At 59.0% G+C, this 16,201-nt stretch carries 18 protein-coding genes and 1 tRNA gene; 5 read left to right on the forward strand and 14 right to left on the reverse strand.

The window, feature by feature from the left end; genetic code table 11:
- Position 1 precedes the first annotated feature (1 nt).
- The 3 genes from IGS58_RS20870 (at position 2) to IGS58_RS20880 (ending at position 3,674) form a co-directional block, all read left to right on the forward strand.
- The gene (locus IGS58_RS20870) at positions 2 to 2,047 is read left to right on the forward strand and encodes a putative bifunctional diguanylate cyclase/phosphodiesterase (RefSeq protein WP_070255249.1); all 2,046 of its coding nucleotides are present in this window, start codon (positions 2 to 4) and stop codon (positions 2,045 to 2,047) included.
- A 161-nt stretch (positions 2,048 to 2,208) separates the two neighbouring features.
- Positions 2,209 to 2,298, forward strand: a tRNA-Ser gene (locus IGS58_RS20875).
- Between the two features lie 194 nt (positions 2,299 to 2,492).
- On the forward strand, positions 2,493 to 3,674 hold the full coding sequence (locus tag IGS58_RS20880) for a tyrosine-type recombinase/integrase (protein WP_230522568.1): 1,182 nt from the start codon (positions 2,493 to 2,495) through the stop codon (positions 3,672 to 3,674).
- A gap of 143 nt (positions 3,675 to 3,817) precedes the next feature.
- Here the strand turns inward: IGS58_RS20880 and IGS58_RS20885 are convergent, their stop codons facing one another.
- From IGS58_RS20885 to IGS58_RS20935, 11 genes are all read right to left on the reverse strand, one after another.
- On the reverse strand, positions 3,818 to 3,991 hold the full coding sequence (locus tag IGS58_RS20885; protein ID WP_230522569.1) for a hypothetical protein: 174 nt from the start codon (positions 3,989 to 3,991) through the stop codon (positions 3,818 to 3,820).
- Positions 3,992 to 4,000: 9 nt separating this feature from the next.
- A complete protein-coding gene (locus IGS58_RS20890; protein ID WP_230522570.1) occupies positions 4,001 to 4,852 on the reverse strand; it encodes a phosphoadenosine phosphosulfate reductase domain-containing protein in 852 nt (283 codons plus the stop codon).
- Positions 4,849 to 5,463, reverse strand: coding sequence for a hypothetical protein (locus IGS58_RS20895; protein WP_230522571.1), 615 nt, complete (start codon positions 5,461 to 5,463; stop codon positions 4,849 to 4,851). Before IGS58_RS20895 ends, IGS58_RS20890 begins: the two co-directional genes overlap by 4 nt.
- The gene (locus IGS58_RS20900; RefSeq protein WP_230522572.1) at positions 5,460 to 5,699 is read right to left on the reverse strand and encodes a hypothetical protein; all 240 of its coding nucleotides are present in this window, start codon (positions 5,697 to 5,699) and stop codon (positions 5,460 to 5,462) included. The genes IGS58_RS20895 and IGS58_RS20900 overlap by 4 nt, the downstream gene beginning before the upstream one ends.
- Complete coding sequence (locus IGS58_RS20905; RefSeq protein ID WP_230522573.1) at positions 5,693 to 5,845, reverse strand: hypothetical protein; 153 nt, start codon at positions 5,843 to 5,845, stop codon at positions 5,693 to 5,695. The genes IGS58_RS20900 and IGS58_RS20905 overlap by 7 nt, the downstream gene beginning before the upstream one ends.
- Positions 5,842 to 7,680, reverse strand: a complete 1,839-nt coding sequence (locus tag IGS58_RS20910) for a replication endonuclease (RefSeq protein WP_230522574.1) — start codon at positions 7,678 to 7,680, stop codon at positions 5,842 to 5,844. The genes IGS58_RS20905 and IGS58_RS20910 overlap by 4 nt, the downstream gene beginning before the upstream one ends.
- Positions 7,670 to 8,023, reverse strand: a complete 354-nt coding sequence (locus tag IGS58_RS20915) for a hypothetical protein (RefSeq protein WP_034745810.1) — start codon at positions 8,021 to 8,023, stop codon at positions 7,670 to 7,672. Before IGS58_RS20915 ends, IGS58_RS20910 begins: the two co-directional genes overlap by 11 nt.
- Before the next feature lie 101 nt (positions 8,024 to 8,124).
- A complete protein-coding gene (locus tag IGS58_RS20920; RefSeq protein WP_230522575.1) occupies positions 8,125 to 8,526 on the reverse strand; it encodes a hypothetical protein in 402 nt (133 codons plus the stop codon).
- Positions 8,527 to 8,646: 120 nt separating this feature from the next.
- On the reverse strand, positions 8,647 to 8,910 hold the full coding sequence (locus IGS58_RS20925; RefSeq protein ID WP_121670599.1) for an ogr/Delta-like zinc finger family protein: 264 nt from the start codon (positions 8,908 to 8,910) through the stop codon (positions 8,647 to 8,649).
- Entirely contained in the window at positions 8,907 to 9,095 is a 189-nt protein-coding gene (locus IGS58_RS20930; protein WP_096234259.1) for a hypothetical protein, read from the reverse strand. The genes IGS58_RS20925 and IGS58_RS20930 overlap by 4 nt, the downstream gene beginning before the upstream one ends.
- A 37-nt stretch (positions 9,096 to 9,132) precedes the next feature.
- A complete protein-coding gene (locus tag IGS58_RS20935; RefSeq protein ID WP_035820909.1) occupies positions 9,133 to 9,336 on the reverse strand; it encodes a hypothetical protein in 204 nt (67 codons plus the stop codon).
- A gap of 291 nt (positions 9,337 to 9,627) precedes the next feature.
- On the opposite strand from IGS58_RS20935, the gene IGS58_RS20940 reads away from it, so the two are divergent.
- Together IGS58_RS20940 and IGS58_RS20945 are read left to right on the forward strand one after the other, a co-directional pair.
- Positions 9,628 to 10,074, forward strand: a complete 447-nt coding sequence (locus IGS58_RS20940; RefSeq protein WP_230522576.1) for a helix-turn-helix domain-containing protein — start codon at positions 9,628 to 9,630, stop codon at positions 10,072 to 10,074.
- Positions 10,075 to 10,526: 452 nt separating this feature from the next.
- Positions 10,527 to 12,857 carry a KAP family P-loop NTPase fold protein gene (locus tag IGS58_RS20945; RefSeq protein ID WP_230522577.1) on the forward strand — a complete coding sequence of 777 codons (2,331 nt, stop codon included), beginning with the start codon at positions 10,527 to 10,529 and terminating at the stop codon, positions 12,855 to 12,857.
- Positions 12,858 to 13,303: 446 nt separating this feature from the next.
- Here IGS58_RS20945 and IGS58_RS20950 read toward each other — a convergent pair whose 3' ends face one another.
- The 3 genes from IGS58_RS20950 to IGS58_RS20960 all read right to left on the reverse strand — a co-directional run bounded on the left by IGS58_RS20950 (position 13,304) and on the right by IGS58_RS20960 (position 16,189).
- On the reverse strand, positions 13,304 to 14,032 hold the full coding sequence (locus IGS58_RS20950; RefSeq protein ID WP_230522578.1) for a hypothetical protein: 729 nt from the start codon (positions 14,030 to 14,032) through the stop codon (positions 13,304 to 13,306).
- Between the two features lie 325 nt (positions 14,033 to 14,357).
- Positions 14,358 to 15,584, reverse strand: a complete 1,227-nt coding sequence (locus tag IGS58_RS20955; RefSeq protein WP_230522579.1) for a phage late control D family protein — start codon at positions 15,582 to 15,584, stop codon at positions 14,358 to 14,360.
- Positions 15,581 to 16,189, reverse strand: coding sequence for a phage tail protein (locus IGS58_RS20960; RefSeq protein ID WP_230522580.1), 609 nt, complete (start codon positions 16,187 to 16,189; stop codon positions 15,581 to 15,583). The genes IGS58_RS20955 and IGS58_RS20960 overlap by 4 nt, the downstream gene beginning before the upstream one ends.
- Between the last annotated feature and the right edge of the window lie 12 nt (positions 16,190 to 16,201).

A 16,201-nucleotide genomic window follows, 5' to 3' on the forward strand; every position in this document is an offset into this window, starting at 1 on the left:
CATGACCCTGTTTCCGGTGTCGGATTTCCTCGGTGACAGCGCCGCCCTGTGCGACGCCGTCGTGCGTTTGCGCGGCCCTGCGCTGGTGGCCGAGCTGGGCCGTATCGCCAGCGCCGTGATGGCCAGCCCGCATGGCCGCTTCCTGCCTGCGGCCAACATGGACGCCGCTGCGCCGGTCGCGCTGTTTCCCGACGATACGCCCGCCTTGCTGCAGGAAATCAGTTTCGACGGCCACTGCTTCGGCCATTACAGCGTGGCGGGACGCCCGCTGTATAACGACGCCGACCGCCGCCACCTGGCCAGCCTGGCATCGTTGACGGCCGGCGTCTTGCAAGTGCATTCGCTGGCGCAACGCTCGACCCATGCTTACGCGCAAGTCGAAGCCTTGCTGGCGCAGCAGACGCAAATCCTCGATCAGTTGCACGAATCCGTGCTGACGATGGACTTGACTGGCTACATCACCAGCTGGAACAAGGGCGCCGAGCGCCTGTTCGGCTACACCTCGGTGGAAGCCGTGGGGCGCAACATCCTGTTCCTGTACGACGACGAAGACACGGGTTTCCACGACGCCTTCCTGGAGCAGGGAGGGCGCCTGATGGAGGTGCGCCGCCGAAAGAAGTCGGGCGAGATCTTCTGGGCCAGCCTGTCCTTGTCGCCGCTGCAAGACCTGGATGACAAGCCCATCGGACTCATCGCCTACCTGACGGACATCACGGAGCGCAAGCTGGCCGAAGAGCGCCTGCACCACCTGGCCTATTACGACCCCCTGACCAGCCTGCCTAACCGTACCTTGCTGGCCAAGCTGGTCGACCAGGCCCTCAGCGTGGCGCAGCGCAGCAAGATGCTCGGCTGCGTGCTGTTCATCGACTTGAACCGTTTTAAACTGATCAACGATACCCTGGGCCGGCGCATCGGCGACGAACTGCTGCGGCAAGTCTCGCTGCGTTTCCGCCACGCCTTGCGCGACCAGGACCTGGTGGCCCGCCTGGGCGGCGACGAGTTCGCCGTCGGCCTGTTCGACATCGGCCAGCATTTCGAGGCCAGCATGGTGGCGCAAAAGCTGCTGGCCTCGCTGGTGGAACCGTTTTTGATCGAAGGCCACGACTTGCGCGTGGGCGCCAGCATCGGCATCAGCGTGTATCCGCAAGACGGGCAGGACGCGGAAACCCTGCTGCGCCTGGCCGATATCGCCATGTACCGGGCCAAGCAGGACAGCGGCGGCGAAGCGGAAAGCGTGGCCTTCTACAGCCAGGACATGAACCTGGGCATGCAGGCGCGCATGCGCCTGGAAACAGGCTTGCGCCAGGCCCTGTCTGAGCAGCAACTGTTGCTGCATTACCAGCCAAAGTATGCCTTGGCCAGCGGGCGCATCATCGGCGCCGAAGCCCTGGTGCGCTGGCACCACCCGCAGCACGGCATGATCCCGCCCGCCGAGTTTATTCCTTTGGCCGAATCGACGGGGCTGGTGGTGCAAGTGGGCGAATGGGTGCTGGAAGCGGCCTGCGCCCAGGCGCAAGCGTGGAAACTGGCCGGCCTGCCGCCGATCCGCCTGGCCGTCAACGTGTCCGCACGCGAATTCACGGCAGCCCTGCCCGCCAGGGTGGCCGCGACCCTGGCCCGCTACGGCCTGGAAGCGGCCTGGCTGGAGCTGGAAATCACGGAAAGCACCCTGATGCACAATATCGAGAGGGTCATTGGCATCATGGACCGCATCACGGCGCTGGGCGTGGCCCTGTCGCTGGACGATTTCGGCACTGGTTACTCAAGCTTGTCCTACCTCAAGCGTTTCCCCATCGACACATTAAAGATCGACCGCTCGTTCACCACCGGCATTCCGACAGATGCCAGCGACTGCGCCATCGCCAGCACCATCATCAGCATCGCCCAGCAGCTGCACCATAAAGTCATCGCGGAAGGCGTGGAAACGGCGGAGCAGCTGGCCTTCCTGAAGAGTTCTGGCTGCGATGAAGTGCAGGGCTATCTGTTCTCGCGGCCGTTGCCGGCGGGGGAGTTCGAGAAGGCGCTGCGGAAAAACTGGGGCGTTTAGGCTTCCCGTTGGCGTACCGGCGCAAATATGGAACCCATAGGCGAAGGGCCGGGGTCAGACCCGCCGGGTCTGACCCCGGAGGTTGCTGTGAGGTTTAAATACGCGGCACTGACTACTCGCCATTGGTAAGCCACGGACCTTTATGTATAATGCTGCCATCTGGAAGCGTGGCCGAGTGGTTGAAGGCACTAGTCTTGAAAACTAGCGACGGGTTACACTGTTCGTGAGTTCGAATCTCACCGCTTCCGCCAAGTACATAAAAAATTCGTGAGTATACTCAACCTATATTCCACCGAATTTCATTGAAAATCAACGACTTAGCTTGATTTTCATCCCTCCGAGTCACAGATTCGGAACCATCCAAAAACCTTCCCACAGAATCACGCGTAGGCTGAAATGTAGGTATCATGCGGTTTTTCTCAAACCCGTACCTACAGGATTTCGCATGGCCATCAATACGCTTACCGATGCAGACTGCCGCCGCGCCACGCCGAATGACGGCAAGCTGCGCAAGCTCTTCGATGGCCACGGCCTGATGCTGGCCGTCCTGCCGAGCGGAAACAAGGTTTGGCGCATGGCCTATCGTAACGACGAGGGCAAGCAGCAAACTGCCGTCATCGGCCCGTATCCCCTGATCGGCCTCAAGGAAGCGCGCGAGCGCCGGGACGTTTTGCGGTTGAAACTGATCGACGGCGACGACCTCAAGCCCAAGCGCAAGGCAAGCAGCCCATCCATTACCCTTGATGCCGCCATCGATACCTACTGGGCGGGACGCACGGACATCAGCGCCGGCTACAAGGCAAATGCACTGCGCGCGCTGGCCATGTACGTCTCGCCGACGCTGGGCGCGAAAACCGTGCGTGAAATTACCAAGGAAGACTTGATGGCCGCGCTGCGCCCGATGGATGCCGCCGGCCTGTCCGTGTACGTTCGGCGCGTGCGCATGTGGGTGGGCCAGGTGCTCGACTGGTCTATCCAGCACGGCCACTGCGAAGAAAACCCCGCATCGAACATCAATTCGAAGGTCGCCTTTTCCCGCAAGCCGCGCGAAGGGTTCGCCGCCCTGGCATTGGCCGAGGTGCATCCGTTCATGGAGCGCCTGGCCCTGGAAGATGAAATTCAGTCTGTACTCGCCTGCAAGCTGCTGGCGTTGACGTGGACGCGCACGGACGAGCTGCGGCGCATGACCTGGGCGGAAGTGGAGGGTGATGTCTGGCGGATACCGGGCAAGCGCATGAAGAAGGGCCGCGAGCACCTGGTGCCGCTGTCTTCCCAGGCGCTGGACCTGCTGGCTGAAATGAAGCTGCGTTCGCGGGGCAGCAACTACGTTTTTCCGAACGACCGGGGCGGCAGCCGCCCCATGAGTGAAAACGCGATTCTTTACCTCATTCACCGTATCGGCTTCAAGGGCAAGATGACGGGCCACGGCTGGCGCAAGGTCGGTTCCACCTGGGCCAACGAGCACGAATACAACTCGGACCACGTTGAAGTGCAGCTCGCGCACAAGGACGGCGGCGTGCGCGGGGTCTACAACTCCGCGGAGTACCTGAAGCAGCGCCGCGTGATGCTTCAGGCCTTCGCCGACTGGTTGTTAAAGCAGCCTGATCCCAGCGGCTTGGAGCGTTGAAAGGCGCCATCCCAGCGTGCGCTGGGTTATGGCAACGTCCGCCGGCGGCAGCTTGTTCTCCTTCACCCATCTGCGCAGCGTCTCCGAAGTGACGCCCAGCATTTTGTATAAGTCCTGGCGGTAAATAATTCGGTCTGCGTTCATTACTTGATTCCTTTCGTGGTGGGGTTTTTCTTGCGCTGGGCTGGTTCTGTATGGCCGCCTTTGTTTTGCACCGCCAAGGCGAATGCTTCGGCCTCGGTGTGGTGCGGTACTTCGACGCCAGGCTTGCGGTAGTCGCGCAGCCGGCAGAATTCTTTGTATTGGTCCATTTTCATAATCTCCTTCTAGTCCGTGCATCCACAATCGGTTAAGGCGTCGTCGAAGGGAAACAGCTCCCCGTGATTCATCGCCATGTCATACATCGCTTGATAGCTGGGCCTGTCCTTGCGGAACCAGCCGCCAGCACCAGATCCGGACGCCTGGGCGTTCTTTTCCTGCTGTATCCACCACAGGGCGCGACTGGGCTTTTCCCGGATCAGGGATAGCACCTGGTTGCCGCCTTTCAGGAAGCACAGATCGCAGTTACCGTGCATCGTCTTGCCGCTCATGTTCGGCAAGCCCAGGTCAAAATCTTGTGTTGCCCAAAACGCGCTGACATCGGCCACGGTCAGGCCGGCCGCCGCCAAGGGCGCCTCTTTCACTTCGTGCTTGCCGTAGTCCTGATTCGCCAGCCGCGCCACGCGCAGGGGCTCGTCGGCGCGCATGCCGATAAACGTGGTCCATTCGACCAGGCCTATCGACTTCAAATAGCGCTGCATCGGGCGTACCTTGAGTTCCGCCGTGCAAAAGCGCGCTACTGGGTTCGGGAGGAATTTCTTTTCGTCGTGCAGATCGGCGAACGGCTCGCCGCGGCGGCTGGCCGTTGTGAAGTCCACAACGGCAAATTCCTTGCCGCGTGCTTCGTTGCGAGGACGGTTTTCTATCCAGACGATGGGAACGCCCCAGCGCTCGCTGCAGTCGCGCACGAATTCAAGGGTTGCTTCCTCTTCCTTGCCGGTGTTGGCGAAGCACACCACGACGTCAGCCGGCAGCGTGCCGCCGTAGGCCTGAAGCGTCATCCACAGCATCATGCCGCTGGTACGGCCGCCGCTGAACGAAATGACGCCCGGGCCGTCGAACAGGAATGGGCTGTTCATGCGGGCACCATGCAGCGTCGAGCCAGGGCCACCAGCCAATGCGCCAGCTCGGCCGGCGTGTGTTCGCGTTCTGCCTTGCCGCATTCCGGCCGCCAGCCTGGATCACCTTTCCGGCGCCGCTCGCCGGCGCGGTTGCGGCCAGCCGCAGCGATCACATGCGAGGCATCGCCCAAGACGATGGGCATGGCCGGTATTTGAGCTGGCGCGCAGCCAACGATGTAGAGCAAGGTGGCCTTTTCGGCGCGGTGGCCAAACGAGCTTTGGAAAATCGGTAGCGTCCAGCCGCCAAATTTGTCCCGCTCGCCGATCGCTGGCAAGCCGCAGTGTGGCCAGAGGGTCGAGCGCTTCGGGTGCTCAAGCACTCCGCCGAACTTGCGGACCTGGGCGACGGCCCACACCGCCAGTTCCTTTTCGTCCGGGCGCGGCTTGGCCAGGTGGCGCAGCGTCCCCCAGGAGCGGCACGGCGGATGCGCCACCACTGGCACGCCACCTGGCCAGGCGCGGGCGTCGCGTTCCGCATCCCAGGCGTCCACCGCCGGCATGGTCTTGTAGATGGAGTTGGCACGCACGAACAAGGCCGCCACGGCAGGTAATGAGCGTTCCGCTGTCATGCTGGGCACCCGACAGGCACGGCTGCTTTCTTGAGCGCCTCGATGGCACCCAGCGGCACCGCCCGGAACATGCCCGGCCACTGGTGATCCAGCTCCACCCACGCATGCAGCTCGCCGTTGCCCACGTCGCGGCGCAGGTCGTTGACGGTGCCGGCCTGGTAGCCTTCATCGGTATCGAATGTCACGCGGTCGCCCAGGGCGATTTGCCGCGGTGAATCGGTCAGGGTGATCAGCATTGCGGTTTTCCTTTCAGTTTGGCGGTAACGCCGCACACGCCGAAGTGGTCGAGGGCGGCCTGGATCGCGTCGCCGCTGGAAGCGGCAATCGCGGCGTATTCAAAGCGTTCGGTTTGCGTGCGAACGATCACGGCATAGGTGCTCATGTGCCATTTCCTTCATGGGGTGGGGTGTCGGGGACGATCAGCCGGGGATACGGGCAGGCGTTGACGGCCGCCCAGGCGGCAATCAGCGCTCTTTTTGCCTCGTCGGGCAGATCGGGGACGGGCGCCGCCGGCGGCGTGGCCGGGGCAGGGCGGTCGGGGTGCGTACAGTTATTTACACGAGTCCGAGGAACGGCAACCCCAACAGCCACCCCGCGCCCGCCTGTGGCCTGTACGGGCGTCCATGTATGGCGCACGGACTTGAAGACCACACCAATCAGGTCGCTGCAGCGCACGCCGTAGGGCGTGGTGCGCAGCGTTTCGCCGTAGCGGCCGATGACGGTCTTTTCATCCTTGGCCAGCGTGACGACCAGCTCCTTGCGCGGCACCAGGGCGCCGCCCTGGGCGCGCAGGTATTCGGCCCAGCAGGCGCGCTTTTCGCCGTCGATCTTTTGCACTGCATTCCAGGCGCGGCGCATGGCGGCCGGCGCTTCGTTGAGCATGCTTTCCTCGATGCGGCGCAGTTCGCGCCACACGGTGACGGGAGCGCCGCCCCATTGCTGGAATTGGCGGATGCCCCAGCAAGCGGCCCAGGACTCGACGCGCGCCGATGGCGTCAGCTCGACATCGCCTTCGGTATCGGCCGTGACCACGTAGCCTTCCTTGGTCTTGTGGTCGGCCACGCCGTCGATGTTCTTGGCCACATATTTGGTGATATAGCCGGCGGCGCTGCCCTTGGCCCAGTCGATGCGTTTCACGTCCAGGCGACGCGCGAAGGCGCCCGGTTCGCCACGGTCCACGCGCCAGGCGTAGCGCTTCATGATGCGGATGGCGCGGCCCGCCACGTCCTGCAGGTGGGCCGTCTTGTATTTCGCGGTGGGGCGCACGAACAGCAGCAAATGCCAGTGCGGGCAGCCATCGTGATGCGGCTCGGCGATGCGAAAGCCGTACAGGCCGATGCCACGGCGCGCCAGTGCGGAGCGGCACAGCGACGTCATCTTGCCCAAATACGCATTGGCCTCGCGCGGCGTGGAGCCGTCGAACTTGTCGTTTGGCTTGCCGCTGTGCTGCATGGCGTGGAAACGCGATGGGCACGTCCAGGTGATGAAAATGCCCTGGTCGCCGCACTCGCGGGCGATCTGCTCAAAGCCGTTGATGCGCAACATCAGCTCGCCGCGCCGGATGGCCTTGTTGGCGGTCGTTTTCTCGGCCAGCTCGGCGATGCTGAATTGCTGGCCGCTCTCGTTCTGCACCAGTGTGGCGGCCAGCGCTGCCGCGTTGCGGCGGTTTTGCGCCATGCGAGACAGCACGGCGTCATTGCTGGCGTAAGGTTCGCCGCGATAGTTCACATAGCCCAGGCGGATATTGCCCGCCTCGAAGGCGCGCTTGACGCGCTTGCGCAGTTGACGGCGCCACCAGCGGGCGTCCACCAGGCGGGCGATGGTGTCGGCCAGCGCGTCGAACTCGGGCAGCTCGATGCCATACGAGGCGCATTCGTCTTCCATGATCTGCAGGGCGTGCGTGTCGGACACGGCCATCCACAGCATTTTGGTGACGCCGGCCGCCGCGCGCTCGGCGGTGGTCACGATGTCCGCATCGCTCTGCGACAGGTCGACGCCGGCAGGCACGTACAGGTCGGCGAATTCGCGCACAAAGCCGGTGGCGACGGACTCATAGACTTTGTACCAGGACGACCAGGCCATCTTGGCCAGGGCTGCCGTGATGACACGGTTGCGCCATTTGTAGGGGATGCGGGCCAGCTCGGGCGCGAACTGGGCGGATCGCAAAAAGGCTTCGTGACGCTGCGGGGCAGGCAGCAGGATTTGTTTAGATTGCATTCAACAGTCTTTCGTACACACGGATAGCGGCAGAGGTGGCGGCGCGCAGCTCGATGCGCTCTTCCTCGGTAAATGAGTGGATGGGCGATTCCCAGCGGTCGGCGTCCATGCCGGCGGCGATCAGCACGGAGCGGCGCGCGCCGCGTGGCGACAATCCCCAGGCCTGGGCCATGAAGGGCGCCAGGTTGCGCGGCTTGATGCTGCGTAGCTGGGCCTTGGCTTCGGCGATGGCGGCCAGCGCATGCCCGGCGCCTGGTGGCGTCGGCATATCCTTGTCGCGCGCGGCCAGAATCTCGGCGGCAGGCTGGAACGACAGGTGATTGTCGATAAGGGACGCCGGCATGGTTCAGTCCTTGATGAAGCCAATGGCCCGCAGCACGCCGGGGGCAATGACGATCAGGAGCGACAGCAGCCAGATGCCGCAGGTTTTGGCCAGGCGCAGCATCAGCGTGCCCCGGCCTTGATAAATTGTTCTGCCCAATACGGGAGCGTGTGCGATGCGCCGCAGCAGTGCCGGGAACCCGCTTCAGTGGCGAAAATGTAGTTCACCTCGATGGGCAGCTTGCCGACCAGGGCGCGCTGCTTGGCTGGCGCGAAAAAGCCGTCACGCTCCAGTGCCTGCGCGTCGCTGACGATGAACGTCAGATTGGCGGCGCCGTAGGCGTGATAGGTCTTGGCAATCTCATGGATGTGGGCGGTCAGCGCCGCGATGCCGATGCCCGCGCTGGCTTGCAGCAGAAAACACGTTGGTGCCACGGGGACAATACAATTTTGCAAGGTCGGGCGGATCGTGCTTGATGCCATGGATTTGTCGGCATGACTGGTGGCGTGCAGCGTGGTTTCCATCGGTTTTCCTTATTTCAGGTTGAACGAATCCCGCACGCTCAAAAGGGAGCGCAGCAGGGCACAGCAAAAGAGGGGAGTTACAGCGGCCGGGCTACGGCGGCGCGAGGATCGGGATAGTCATCAGCAGCCCGCGGTCAGGTCCAGTGCCAGTTGGCTGGTGGCTGCCGTGCGCGCATGCTGGGACATCGGAATGCGGATATCCGGCTTGGGCATGGCGGACAGCGAGAGGGTGCGCAGCACTTCCAGGCCTGCCACGAAGGAGTGCCCGCATTCGGGGTTCTGGCACATGTAGGTGATTTCCTTGAACATGGCGGACATCATGCGGCTCTTGACGGCGCGGACGGTGTATTCGCAATGCGGGCAGGGCAGGCCGATGACTCTCATTTCAGCTTTCTTTCCACTTGGTACAGGGCGCGACCGCGACCTGTCATGTTTTTCGACTGCTTGCGTAAGCGCGACTTGACGAGCCATTCAGCCGCCTGATCGATACTTGCCAGCCCCTGGCGTTGGCGCACGAGTTCCAGCACCGCGCGCTCTTCGTCATTGAGGTGAATTTGATGGTCTGGCATTTTCTGTAACTTTAGAGTTGCTCAAAAGTGACTCGGTTTAAACGCTGCGACGCTGTACGCTGTCGATGGTGGCGTCATCCAAGGCAATCACGGCCAAGGCTTCACGCATCACGATCTGGCGCACCAGCACCGCAAGCTCTTCGCCCTGGTAATTGGCGATCGAGGAAACGAGCTGGTGCTCGTAATCGTCCAGGCGCAGCATGACGCGGTGGCTGCGGATACGTTTTGCATCGGGGTACATGGGCCTGCTCCTGTGCAGTTAAGCGTGATTGATGACGGACAATTGGACGAGTTCGGCCTCATAAGAATTCAGGCCACGCAGCAACATCAAACGCATGAAAGACGCTCGTGAACGGGAGTCCTGCTGCGCGAATTTTTCCACGCGCTCAATCTCAGGAGGGAGCAAGCGAATTGGGATGGGCTGCGAAAGTGGACTCTTTGGCTGCCGCGTCACAGGGGCAATAGTTGTCATAAGGTATGATTTGTATACGTCACATGGTAATGACGTAAATATACGTGAAGAATAATGCATATGTCAAATGAAAAAAGTGAATATTTGTTCCTGTTTGGTGGCCGGTTAGCGGAAGAACGCTTGAAAACTGGGCATACACAGCGCTCTTTAGCAGTGCTTTTTGATATGTCGTCAAGAACACTAATAAAGTATGAGTCTGGCGAGACGGCACCTGATGCCTTTTTTTTGCATGGCCTTCATGTGCTTGGGATGGATGTGCACTACATCCTCACAGGAGAGGTGGCACCGGTTCCCATTACGACCGAGGAAAAGATTGTATTGGCCGCATATCGGAAACTTGATGACCGTGGAAAAGCAGGGGTTTTTGGTATGTTAGATGGGCTGAAGCTTGCGCAGCCGGTAGCTAAGAGAAAGCAGAAAATTATCTTCCAAGGCAATATTGCGCAACAGGTCACTGGCGATATTGTGGTCCCTCAAACTATTAAAGCTGGCCGCAAAAAAAAATGAACGGCGCGGCGTTTGCTCAAGGCGAGATAAGTACTTGCGATTAGGAGACGCTCTAACATGGAGTTTCATGCGCGGCATCATGTGCGCATTTTTAGTTGGCTGGCCGATATACAAATGTAGCTCTAAGATTGACCTATTATTAGGGCCGCTAAGAAATACCTGCTTTTATGACGGGAAAGCCTATACGGTCGGCATTGTGATCGAAACGGCATCAGGCCTCAGATGTGAGTGCTCTTCTGCTAGCGATACAGCGGCCAGTTGGACCGAGGCTCACTTAAGTTAACTGGAGGGAACAGAGCTATGTATCAAAAAAGTATCGGGAGCGGGCACAGACTTAAAGGTGGCAAGATGTATGCGAAATGTTCTATTCAGATGCTTGCCGCTTCTAAGTCAGTCTCGATGCCAGCGTGCCGCCGCTTCAAGGTGGCCGGCCGCTATTTTGGAGTCATTGCGTGTTGAACCGTCTGCTGGTCCGTTTTTCGGCGTGGTTAGTGCGTTTTTCGGCGTGGTTGGCCCGTCGCGTGAGTGCTCAAGCGGACCAAACAAGAACGGAACAGTCTGACGGTGGAATTGGGGCTGAGGCGCCAATCCGGACGGCCTCCGAAGATCGGCTGAGGAGGAGCGATTTCGCTGGCCGCATAGCAAGTGTTCTTTCGGAGCTCAGTCTGCGCGAGGGCAGAGTGTTTGCAATTCGCGGTGAGTGGGGCTTTGGCAAGTCCTCTCTTAAAAATCTAATCACCGAGCAGCTTGATGCCAAGAGTGAAAGAACTCATTGGCTCGATTTCAGTCCCTGGCAATGGGGAGACGGCGACGCAATCGTTCGTGCCCTCTTCGGCCAGATGGCGGATCGCCTAGGTGGAGATAATTCGAAGTCAGCGCTCGCCCGCGCCGAAGCGCTTCGACGCTACGGCGCGATCCTTACAGGGGCTGGCGCGCCTCTAAAAGAAGCTGGTTCCTCGAGCGACCTAATCTCGATGGTACTGACGAACATATCGATGGTTGCCGTCGCCTCTGCCGTGGGCTTTGATCTCCCACAGGCGGGAACTGTGGCCTTTGTTTTTGCCATCCTTGCAGTTGTAGCATTTTTGCTAGGGCGTGGACTGTCGTATTTCGGACGTGACCGCAGCGGAGAACCGTTGGATGCATTGCGAGAGAAGCTAGAGGTTCGTCTTCGACAACTTGTTCGGCCGCTTATTGTTTTCGTCGACGACATTGACAGGCTCGAGCCTGATCAGATTAGGTTGCTCCTACGACAGGTGAAGGCCAATGCGAACTTACCCAACATAGTTTTCGTGCTCATGTTCCAACCCAGCATTGTTGAGCGAGCACTCGATCCCGTCTCCGACGGCGACGGACGCGCTTTCCTCGAGAAGATAGTGCAGACGAGCTTCGACCTACCAGCGGTATCTGGGTCGATTGTGCACGGCATCTTTGGGGAAAAACTATCCGTGCTGGCTGGAGAATACGCAATCGCGGCGAACGGGTTCTCCCAGATGCGCTGGGGTAACGCTTTGATCGGCTGCATCCATCCCTTTCTACGCAACGTGCGTGATGCACGTCGTTTGATCTCGTCCATTGCCGTACACCTGCCGTTGCATGTGGCTGGCGACGTGTTCGAAGTGAATATAGTTGATTTCCTTCTTCTTGAGACCCTCCGGGTATTCGAACCTGACCTCCATGACGCATTGTTCCGTGAGAGAGAACTGGTTCTCCAAGCTCAGCGAATGCCGGGCAACGGGCGCAGGGATAGGGAGGACCAAGCGGCTGCCGAACGGCTTCTTGCAATCGCGTCAGTGGAGCGTCGCGAACACGTCCGGAATGTGCTCAAAGATCTCTTTCCGCCTCTCGAGTGGGCATATGGGGGGACAAACTATGCAGACGGTCTTCACGGGTGGCTGAATACCAAGCGAGTATGTACTGCGCGCTACTTCACGCGTTATTTCGAACTTCAGACGACGGCCGGCGAGTTGTCGGAGCGTCGCTTCGTTGAGTTCCTTAACGCGACTGCTACGGAGGCTGGGTTAGCTTCCATAATCGGCGACATTGAAGCCGACGGTCTTCTACACTCGCTCGTCGCAAGGTTAGACGAGTCATACCATCGACTCCCGGTCGAGAATGCCTCAGTGCTGCTGCCTGGAATGTTTGGAATAGCACAGACGCTCGCAGGAAGGATTGATCTCGGTGTATTTAATTCACCTTGGATTTCAGCCTGGCGAGCGACCAGCTGGTACCTGAAGCAGATGCCGGAGGCTATACGAGGAGCTTTGGTCCTCGAGGCGTTCCGCCAAACTAAGGCCATGTCTGTCGCTGCGATCTTGATACATTTGAACGATCCCGCCGATCAAACCGAGGGTCATGCCTTTGATCCTGCGCTCGACCTTGACACCGTTAATCAGATAAAAAGTGAATGGTTAAGGTTGATAGGGCTCCGTGCAGCAGACGGTGATACGTTGATCGTCGAGCCGGATCTGATTTCCTTGCTCTACCGATGGAAAGATTACTCGGGTTCGTTTGATGAGCCTCGCGATTGGGTGCTGAGAGCCACCCAATCCGACGAGGGATTTGCAAGGATGGTCACGCGCATGATGAGCCGTGGCGCAAGCCACTCATTTGGTGATCGGATCTCAACGTTGAGCAACATATTCGACAGAGCGACGGTTGACATCTTCATTGGCATTGGCGTAGCCAAGGCCAGGTGCGACTCTATAGATACTGAAAAATATCCCGAAGACAAGGAGGCATTGAGAAGTTTACAAGGTTTCCTTGAGACATGGCTTGTTTAAAGATGGCGACACATTCGATTTGTAACAAAGGTGGCGGAGTCAGGTCTGCCATTCGGACACGATCTCAGCCTAGGTAACCAGACTCACAGCAAACCGTGCAGTACTAACTGTTAATACTGCACTACTAACTATGCTGCGTATGCGTATTGACGCTGAGCTTACGCGGAGACTTCAGCTTGGAGATTCGTATAGTTGGGTCTGTGTCGGAATGGCAGACCTGACCCTCGAACGTTCACTGTTCGAGTCGATACAGTTGGCAAAGAAGATGCCAAGCTACAAATTTACCGGATCGGCGACCAAGTGATTTCAATTTTTACTTGCGAGCCGTCGGAGGTGGACAAAGCTATGGGGGCGCCGGTGTTTATCCAGCGAGGCACCGCATCCATTCCATCTGGCCGAACTGCGTATTGTCATATGTGCAATAAATTTGAGGCCGGCGCGCAACGCTAATCGCCGTTCGGCATCGGCTTCGATTCACTTTGAGGACGATCAGATGTTTTTACATGGTGATGTTCAACTGGGTAAGGAATGCCATTGGAAAATTTTGCCCAAATTTCAGAAACGGCTTGATAAGCATCAGTCCTGTCAGGTACCAGAGCATCTGTTTTGGGGGAGATATGCTCTGCGTTGTTGGTCGCTTCAAGAATTATTGTGAGTAAGGCCATTACTGAACGACGATATTTAGCTCCTGGCCCGGCCTCATTCAGAACTCCATGAAATACCAAACTATCGCACAAAGGCTTAATTTCTGGATGATCAAAACCTATTGGCGCTGCGATGTGTGCGAACTTGTTTCTTATCGATCGAAGAAGATGAAGATCTCTGTTGGCATTTTTTGGAAGAAGGCCCAAAAGGTAAGAAAAGTCTATCCGGGACGAAAACGTTCCAAGTGGGCCGTTAAATTCGAATACGCGTCGCCCTAACTTTTTATCGTCTACAAGACGTGCGGCCAATAGTGATTTTATTCGATCATCAAGAAACGCGGCTGCCATCAGCGCCGAACCTCGATCCGTCTCGGAAGTGAGGGATGTTCGGAAATCCATAATCTCTTGCAATTGATTGGCAATTGGTGCTGGCAGCTCTGCCGCCATTGACTCCATATGCTTACGAATTTCTAACGCTACGGCATAAATTTGCTCTTGTGTTGGTTTTTTAGAGTCATTTAAATTTGTCATTTTACAATTTCCACTTTGTAACTGTAGTCCGTTTAGTGTGCCATATATTTTATAAAAATAGAATCATGTTGATACTTTGATAGTAGAGCGTTCACTACGATCTTGATTCATTAATTATAAATTTCACAATATTTTTCTTGAGTGAGTGTTGATGTGATTTTCAAAAACATACCAATTTTATGTATTTCATAAAATGTAACTTATTGTTTCCATTGATTGCCAGCGTTTTTGATATGTTTTTTTGTGTTCGGCACAGACTTTTTAGGATAATTTCTCGTTTCTGCTATTGCCTTATTTTTCTAGGGAGTTGCTAGATGCTCCAAGGTTATTCATTGTTTTCACGAATAATGTCTCGCACCTCTTCAATGTGTTTCCATGCATGTAGCGCCGCCCGCTTCGCGGCTTGCTTGCTCTTGTAAAGATGCCCCAGCGTTTTGAGCGTACCCGTGGCGCCGGCCTGCTCCTGCCCCGCATTTTTCTTCTTCGCCGCCACGTCCTTCCACTTGGCCACCACGCCCGTGATGCCTTCGTCCGGGTCTTTCTCGTCCTCGCGCTCGGCCTCGACCGCTTCCGTCTTCGTTTCAAACTCCACCCGCGTGGTGAAGCCGCTGCCGCCCAGGCTGTGCGTGACCTTGACCGATAGCCATTCGGTGGCGTCGATCTCGGGCTTGAAGCCCTGCACGGTCACGGGCGATTGCGGGAACACGGCCGGGTTGCCAAGGGCCAGGCTCATTTCAAAGGTGGCCAGACCGCGCAGGATGCGTTGCCATTCGGCCACGGCCGCCGCGCGCGCGTCGGTTTCGTTGGCAAAGGTGGTGCGCAGGCGCTTGCTGTTGCCGGGCACGCCCGCCACCACGCTGCGGCGCCGGGCGTAGCGCTCGTCATGCCAGAAGGCGCGCACGCCCGTGTAGGCGTCGCTTTCGGCGCTGTGGTAGCGGTGGCCGTCGCCCAGGGCGCGCTTGATGGGGATGACGGGCAGCGCCTTGCCGCTGGCGGTGCGGCTCTGGTTGATGGGGATGAACAACAGCGTGTCGTTCTTGACGGTGGCCACCGCATCGTATTTCCTACCCAGCCGGCGCAGGAAGGCCGCATCGCTTTCGTGGGTCTGGTCGATGTGCTCGACGGCGGTATCGCGCAGGCGCGCCGACACGCCCGACGCCAGCTCGTTACGGAAGGCAATCGCCTCGATGATGGCGCCCAAGGTGGTCTTGTGAAAGCTGTGTTCCTGTTGCTGCTTAAACGTGTCGATCAGGTTGGCCGACCTGGCGCGCAGGGTGATGGTATCGGGCGCGCCACTGTGCTCCACCTCGTCCACGGTGAACTTGCCCATGTCTACCAGGCCTGTGGCTTGCCAGCCCAACGCGAGGGCGATCTGCGCGCCGCGCGGCGGCAGGGCCAGCTTGCCGTCGCTGTCATCCAGGGAAATGTCGAGCTGGTCGCTCTCGTCGCCACGGCACAGGGTCAACGTCAAATTAATTAGCCGCGGCGAGACAATGGCTGTCAAATCCTTGTCCTCGATGCTGACCTTGAAGGCGGGGATATGCTCGCTCATTTGAACTTGTCCGCCGCGCTGCCGATGGCGCCGCTGATGCTGCCGCCGATCTTGTCCTTCATCTCGCTGACCACGCCGCCGTATTTCGAGGTGATGCCGCCGACCACATTGCCGACGACGCTGCCCACGGCGTTCTTGGCCGCGCCGGCAATGCTGCTGGTCATGCCGTCGATGCTGAGCATGTTTTTCAGGTCGCCGATGTCGCCCAGGCCGACCATGGCCAGCACGCCGTCGTCGTCGCGCTTGAGTGCAATCGAGAACTCGACGCGCCGCGCGCCGCCGCTGCCGTCCAGGAGGGTGCGCCCCTCCGTCATGCTGGTGATGCGGTAGGAGCCGAGAATGCGGCCCGTGCCCTGGATCAGAATCCACGATTTTCCCGTGTCGGCCATCATGCGCAGCGCATCGAGCGAATACAGGGAGCCGGTCAGCTCCGGCGCCACCCAGCCCGACAGGGTGATGGTGTCGTCGCCGGGCCCCACATACTGGTGCGCGTCGCGCAGGCCTACGCGTGCCGTGCTGGCGTGCTTCCATTCCGTTTGCCGCTGCAGCTCGTGATAGGCCAGGGTCGGCAGGCTGAACACGAACATTCCTAAAATCATCATCATGGTGGTTATTCC

The organism is Janthinobacterium sp. EB271-G4-7A (assembly GCF_020858075.1).
GTDB classification, from domain to species: Bacteria; Pseudomonadota; Gammaproteobacteria; order Burkholderiales; family Burkholderiaceae_D; genus Janthinobacterium; species Janthinobacterium lividum.